This window comes from Lentihominibacter faecis, assembly GCF_014306095.1.
Taxonomy (GTDB): domain Bacteria; phylum Bacillota; class Clostridia; order Peptostreptococcales; family Anaerovoracaceae; genus Lentihominibacter; species Lentihominibacter faecis.
Genome location: NZ_JACRWC010000115.1, coordinates 1 through 6417, shown reverse-complemented (window position 1 = coordinate 6417; position 6417 = coordinate 1). Strand labels below are relative to the sequence as shown.

Sequence of the window (6417 nt, the reverse complement as noted above, 5' to 3'; positions counted from 1 at the left end):
GTATTTGAGGGTCGTATTTCCCAAGTTGATATGCAACATATGCAATGACTGCCAAAATGGCGAAAACTACAATTCCCATGCCTATCTACCTTTCAAAATAGGGATCTAACATACATCAGCTAGAATTAGTCTGGCAGTAAAATAATAAACTGACTAATCTCATCAGCTGTTTCTTTATCTAGTTTCAAAAAATCCTCCGAATAAGAATTATATGATCCTGTTGGGCTTGTTGCCATAATAATAAAGGAAGTATATTTCTGATACAAAGCAGTTGCCGCATCATAACAGTCCTGATATCCTTCCGGCGGATTTTTCAATTTTCTCATCAAAGAAGAAACCTTTTCCTGATTATCGTATAATGCGGAGATTTTCTTACTGATTTCCTCATCTTCATACAAATTATCTAAAGCCGCATCGAAATCTTTAGCTCCTGCAACGTATTTCTTAGTATCCTCCTGTGTGGTATCACCCCAAATCGCATCATTCCAAACAGCCACTACCAAATTACACTGCGCCTCAGCATCAGAAAGTCCTGTCGATACCTCTGTTGCATAATCAAATAAATTCGATATGTATTCCTCTTCCCGTGCTTCTTGTTCAAAAACATATCCATAATACGCTCCAAAAGCAATGATCAATATACAAACAAACCCTGCAATAAGTCCAATTATAAGTTTTCTCTTGGATTTTTTCTTTTGTGGTATAGCAGATTCCTTATTAGGGTAATCTCCTTGTTCTACAAGCCCGGATATCGAAGTGTCCTGCTCCATAGACATGCCACAATTCGGACAAAACCGTGTGTCTGACTCTGTTCCACATCGACTACACTTACCCATACCTTCTTCTCCTTGCATATACGCTTCTCTACTATATCTTCTAATTTATTATACCAAATCCAAAAGAAAACGACTAGGAATATCACAGAATTCCTCATTGGCACGAAATTTTCATCTTAAAAACGTTTATTTTACCAATTTGAGATGAATCATCCCCCTAACCCAGGATTAAAAAAGGTCGATCATCCTTACGATCGATCACACTACACCTATCGTACTTTCATCTTTTTATGCAAAGATTTCTCCATACGAATTTTGCAAAGAACGCGTTTTGGTGCAAAAAAAAGAAGGCTCTCCATTCACTGCAAAGAGCCTCTGATCGTAAAGAGACCGTACCCGAAGGTACGGTCTCCTATTATTCAACTGGTAATCTCCGTGAGATTTATGCGAATGCCTTTGCTCCAGCTGCCTTAGCGTCTGCTGCGAACTTAGGATCGCCGAATTCCGGTCTCTGCAGGTGCTTAGCAACCATCAGAGTACCTGTTCCGTATGCGCACAGTTCAGGCGGATTGATCATTTCTGCTCCGGATCCGTTGATTACATTGCCGTTTTCGTCCTTGGAATCCTTCATCCACTTGTAAGCGAAGAATTTGCAGGTAAAGGAAGTGTTACCAACCTTTTCGATGTATCCGCCGTATTCCATCCAGTCTCCAGCAAATACAGGAGCTGTATATCTTACTTCGGAGTATCCTACGAACAGAGATTCATCACCAAACAGTCTGATAGCCAGTTCTGTACCAACATCTCCCCATGCAGTTACGATGTGTGCACCTTCTACTAATTCGCCAGCGTAGTGAGCATCACCAGCAGACATTCTAGTCTTCAGGCTTACATATTCACCGATCATCTTAGGGTTATTTTCTCTTTCCATAATGCAATCTAAAGGTGTTTTCATTTTTTAGTCCTCCCTTAAAACTATTAAATATTACCTTGAAGATTTTCATCTTCCTTATATCCATAGGATACTCTTTTAAAAGTAATTAGTCAATGATATTGTGAATCTTTTATCGGATTTTAATTTTTCTAATTTTTCTGACTTTTATCGCCATCTCAAGGTCGCTACATCTAAAAAAGTCCACTTTAAAAAAGGAAAAAATCCAGCTGATTTTTCATATAAAAAGAGACCGTACCCGAGGGTACGGTCTCCTATTATTCAACTGGTAATCTCCGTGAGATTTATGCGAATGCCTTTGCTCCAGCTGCCTTAGCATCTGCTGCGAACTTAGGATCGCCGAATTCCGGTCTCTGCAGGTGCTTAGCAACCATCAGAGTACCTGTTCCGTATGCGCACAGTTCAGGCGGATTGATCATTTCTGCTCCGGATCCGTTGATTACGTTGCCGTTTTCGTCCTTAGAATCCTTCATCCACTTGTAAGCGAAGAATTTGCAAGTAAAGGAAGTGTTACCAACCTTTTCGATGTATCCGCCGTATTCCATCCAGTCTCCAGCGAATACAGGAGCTGTATATCTAACTTCAGAGTATCCTACGAACAGAGATTCATCACCAAACAGTCTGATAGCCAGTTCTGTACCAACATCTCCCCATGCAGTTACGATGTGTGCACCTTCTACTAATTCGCCAGCGTAGTGAGCATCACCAGCAGACATTCTAGTCTTCAGGCATACATATTCGCCGATGATCTGAGGGTTATTTTCTCTTTCCATAATGCAATCTAAAGGTGTTTTCATTTTTTAGTCCTCCCTTAAAACTATTAAATATTACCTTGAAGATTTTTCATCTTCTTACACTCTTAGGATACTCTTTTCTACGCGTTTCGTCAATGATATTGTGAAACATTTGTCGAAGTTTAACTCTTCTCATTTTTCTGACTTCACCTGTTGATCCAGCGCACCATTCCGGATCCCATTTCTTCATTAGGACGCCGTACATATCCGAACTTTTCGTAAAACCCCTCATTGCCGGGAGTCGCCATTAGATTCACCATCAAAACACGGCCGTCAGAGGCGAGATCGCCCAGAAAACCATTGATCCGTTCCAGCAACATGCGTCCAATGCCCTGTTTATGATGATCCGGATGAACCATAACGTCTACGATAAGATACATATAGCCGCCGTCTCCGACGATACGCGCCATGCCGACCGGCTCATTTGCATCATACGCCACTGTCATGAATATCGAATTATCCAGACCTGTTTGCGCCTGCTGCGGATCGAGTCGTCTCCAGCCGACCAGTTCCCGCATATCGTTATAGGCTTTTTCTTCAATAGTTTGTTTAAATTCTAACATGATCACAGCTCCCAGCTATTCAAATAGTTTTTCTGATCTTCCGTAAGCTCATCGATTTCGATATCCCAGGCTTTTAACCGTCTTCTGGCTATGATATCATCGATCTCTCCCGAAACATCGATAACGCTGTTTTTCAGTTCCTTATGATGCTCCTTGATGTACATCGCCGACATTGCCTGCACAGCAAAACTGAGATCCATGATTTCTGCCGGATGTCCGTCTGCTGCTGCGATATTCACCAGCTTTCCTTCTGCGATCACATTGATCTGACGACCGTTTTTCAGCGTATAGCCCATGATATTGTTTCTAGTTTCTTCTTTTGCGACAGCTGCTTCTTCCAGCCCTGCCATATCGATTTCCACGTTGAAATGACCAGCGTTTGCCAGGATCGCCTGATCCTTCATGGTCAGCATATGTTCCACCGTGATAGTATGTTTGCATCCAGTCGCAGAAATAAACATATCGCCCAGCGGAGCTGCCTTTGCCATAGTCATCACGTCATACCCGTCCATTTTAGCTTCCATCGCCTTTACAGGATCTATTTCCGTTACGATGACCTGTGCACCGAGGGCTGCCGCACGCATGGCAATACCTCTGCTGCACCAGCCGTAGCCGACTACAACGACTGTTTTGGATGCCACGATCAGGTTTGTATTACGCATGATGCTGTCCCATACGGACTGTCCCGTTCCGTAGCGATTGTCGAACAGGTGCTTACATTTGGCATCGTTTACGGCAACCATCGGAAATTTCAGAACGCCGTCTTTTTCCATCGCTTTAAGGCGAATGACACCGGTAGTGGTTTCTTCGCACCCGCCCATTACGGATTCTCCCAGATCAGGACGCTTGCTGTGGATCATCTCCACCAGGTCTCCTCCGTCGTCGATTATGATATGCGGCTTATGTTCCAGGCACATTTCGATGTGCTTCATGTATTCTTCATCCGTTGCCCCATGATAGGCGAATACTGCAAGGCCTTCATCTGCCAGTGCTGCCGCCACATCATCCTGGGTAGAAAGACTGTTGCTGCCCGTTACAGACATCTGTGCGCCGCCTGCAGCCAGCACCAGGCAAAGATATGCCGTCTTGGCTTCCAGGTGCACGGAAAGGCTGATACGCAGTCCCTCAAAGGGTTTTGTGGCACTGAATTCCTCTTCCAGATCGGACAGCAAAGGCATATTGTGCTTGACCCACTGGATCTTTCTGTGTCCGGAAGGCGCCAGGGAAATGTCTCTGATATCGTATTGATTGTTCATATTCTGTTCCTCCAAAAAAGCAGAAACAGGCTGACGGCCCGGCCAGTCTGTTTCTCAGTGTTATCTTGATTATTATTCTACCGTTACGGATTTTGCCAGGTTCTTCGGCTTATCGATGTTGCACCCCCGTTCCTTTGCTACATAGTATGCAAAGATCTGGAGAGGGATAACGGCCAGAACCGGGGAGACTTCATCCATGCAAGGCGGGATATAGATCACTTCATCTGCCACCTGCTCGATTTCCGTCCTTCCTTCTTTGGCGATCGCAACAACGCGCGCTCCTCTCGCCTTGATCTCTTCCACATTCGAGACCATCTTTTCGTACAGGAAATCCTGTGTCGCCAGTGCAAAGACAAGGGTTTCCTCCTCCATCAGAGCAATGGTGCCATGTTTCAGTTCTCCTGCCGCGATGGCAAAAGAGTTGATATAGGAGATTTCTTTCAGTTTCAGAGATCCTTCATAGGAAACTCCGGAGTCCAGACCTCTTCCTACATAGAAGACCTGGTCTTTTCTATGATACTTCTTGGCAAGTGCTGCGATTTGATCTTCTTCACCAAACAGCTTTTCTACCTTTTCCGGCAGAAGTTTCAGTTCTTCCAGGACCTGCGTGTAATAGTCCTTTTCAATCGTTCCTTTCGTGCTTCCCATATACAGTCCGATGAGGTACATGCAGATCAGCTGGGTCGTGTACGCTTTCGTAGATGCCACGGCAATTTCCGGACCTGCCCATGTATAGAACACGTCGTCCGATTCTCTTGCCACGGAGCTTCCTACTACGTTAACTACCGACAGGATCCTTGCGCCCTTGCGTTTCGCTTCACGAAGAGCTGCCAGCGTGTCCAGGGTCTCGCCCGACTGGCTTATCGCGATGAACAGCGTTTTTTCGTCTACAAACGGATCTCTGTAGCGGAATTCCGATGCAATATCCACTTCCACCGGAACACGTGCCATCTTTTCGATGACCAGCTTGCCTACCAGCCCTGCATGATAAGCCGTTCCGCATGCAACGATATATACTTTATCGAAGTTTTCGATGTCTTCCTTCGTCATGGAAATGCCGTCAAGGTTTATGGTGCCATCTTCATTAAGGCGTCTTACCAGCGTTTCCTGGATCCCCTTTGGCTGCTCGTGGATCTCCTTGAGCATAAAATGTTCATAGCCCTCTTTTTCTGCTGCATCCGCATCCCATGTTACATGGAACACATCTCTTTTGACTACTTTGCCGTCTTCGTTATAGATCTTAATGCCATCCTTTGTCAGAACCACAGTCTCATTATTTTCGATCAGGTATACTTCTCTGACGTATTTCAGAAGAGCCGGAATATCGGATGCTATGAAGTTAAATCCTTTTCCGATCCCCGCTACCAGCGGAGCATCCTTACGGACAGCTACGATCTTATCCGGTTCTGCAGCAGCGATAGCCGCTACCGCATAAGCACCTCTCATCTGCTCCACCGCTCTGTTGACTGCCTGCAGCAGATCTCCATCATAATAGATGCCGATCAGGTGCGCGATGACCTCAGAATCTGTTTCTGACTTAAATTTCACTCCGTAGTCACGTATGAGCCATTCTTTGATTTCCTGATAATTCTCTATGATCCCATTATGTACTATTGCGATCGAATTGTCCCCATTCGCATGGGGATGCGCATTGAGATCTGACGGAGCGCCATGAGTCGCCCATCTGGTGTGACCGATCCCTACTGAACTGTCATAGGCCGCATCGCCAATGATCTTCTCTAAATTCTTGATCTCTCCTACATGTTTGCGGATTTCGATCTTGCCGTTGATCGGCAGAGCGATTCCTGCAGAATCATACCCTCTGTATTCCAGTCGCTTCAGACCATCTATGATCCGTTCTTTCGCGTGCTCTTCGCCCACGTATCCTACAATACCACACATAAATCTATTTCCTCCTGTTGCTTTCTTTTAACCAAATTTTTTCGTGAGAAGTACTGCGATCTTTTCTGCGATCCCTGTGATCTTCTCCACATCCTGTCCCTCCAGCATCACGCGCACCAGAGGTTCCGTTCCTGACGGGCGGATCAGTACCTGTCTCTTATACACATCTCCGAG

The 6417-nt window shown here is 45.1% G+C and carries 7 protein-coding genes; all 7 read right to left on the bottom strand.

The features are described 5' to 3' along the window. Window positions 1-125: 125 nt before the first annotated feature. On the bottom strand, window positions 126-836 hold the full coding sequence (locus H8876_RS09835) for a zinc ribbon domain-containing protein (protein WP_177264721.1): 711 nt from the start codon (window positions 834-836) through the stop codon (window positions 126-128). Window positions 837-1218: 382 nt separating this feature from the next. Further along, window positions 1219-1731 (bottom strand): hotdog fold domain-containing protein, encoded by a 513-nt coding sequence (locus H8876_RS09830; protein WP_249287599.1) that lies wholly within the window; start codon window positions 1729-1731, stop codon window positions 1219-1221. A 281-nt stretch (window positions 1732-2012) separates the two neighbouring features. Continuing rightward, a complete protein-coding gene (locus H8876_RS09825) occupies window positions 2013-2525 on the bottom strand; it encodes a hotdog fold domain-containing protein (RefSeq protein ID WP_249287598.1) in 513 nt (170 codons plus the stop codon). A gap of 143 nt (window positions 2526-2668) precedes the next feature. Continuing rightward, window positions 2669-3085 (bottom strand): GNAT family N-acetyltransferase, encoded by a 417-nt coding sequence (locus H8876_RS09820; RefSeq protein ID WP_249287597.1) that lies wholly within the window; start codon window positions 3083-3085, stop codon window positions 2669-2671. Window positions 3086-3087: 2 nt separating this feature from the next. Beyond that, the gene (locus H8876_RS09815; RefSeq protein WP_249287596.1) at window positions 3088-4341 is read right to left on the bottom strand and encodes an adenosylhomocysteinase; all 1254 of its coding nucleotides are present in this window, start codon (window positions 4339-4341) and stop codon (window positions 3088-3090) included. A 72-nt stretch (window positions 4342-4413) separates the two neighbouring features. Further along, window positions 4414-6243, bottom strand: a complete 1830-nt coding sequence (gene glmS / locus H8876_RS09810; RefSeq protein WP_249287595.1) for a glutamine--fructose-6-phosphate transaminase (isomerizing) — start codon at window positions 6241-6243, stop codon at window positions 4414-4416. 27 nt (window positions 6244-6270) lie between these two features. Further along, on the bottom strand, window positions 6271-6417 hold a 147-nt coding region (locus H8876_RS09805; protein ID WP_249287600.1), incomplete at its 5' end, for a hypothetical protein.